The organism is Bacillus sp. X1(2014), assembly GCF_007678255.1.
Genome location: NZ_VEED01000065.1, coordinates 1 through 371 on the forward strand (window position 1 = coordinate 1; position 371 = coordinate 371).

At 35.0% G+C, this 371-nt stretch carries 1 protein-coding gene; it reads right to left on the bottom strand.

Annotated elements, in window-relative coordinates; all coding sequences use genetic code 11:
- Positions 1-262, bottom strand: a 262-nt coding sequence (locus FS608_RS29775) for an IS110 family transposase (RefSeq protein ID WP_144556155.1), incomplete at its 3' end; no start/stop codon positions are given.
- Positions 263-371 lie beyond the last annotated feature (109 nt).

The following is a 371-nucleotide window of genomic DNA, read 5'->3' on the forward strand; positions in this document are numbered from 1 at the left end:
TCCAGTAGTGTCCAGTTGGTTCCATCCCAACTATAGCTTCACTTAGGTTGTTTAATATTTGAAGACTTTTAATCCATTCAAGTAAACTAGCAAATCCCTCTTCATTATTTTTGAATGTAAGTGGATCTCCAACAACAATTCCACGGTAATTTACAGCTCTGGCCACGTGAAATTGTTGAGCAATATCCACGCCAACAACAAGATGTTTAACGGAAATTCTTTCTATTAGTTGATTTTGTTTGTTTTGCATTTTAAACTTCATAGTAGGGTTCCTCCTTAAGTTGTGAGTTAGAGTGGTGTCTATACTCATATCTTACTTAGGAGTCCTATTTTTTTCAAAGTCGAAAAATAACGATCTACAGGAATGCTAA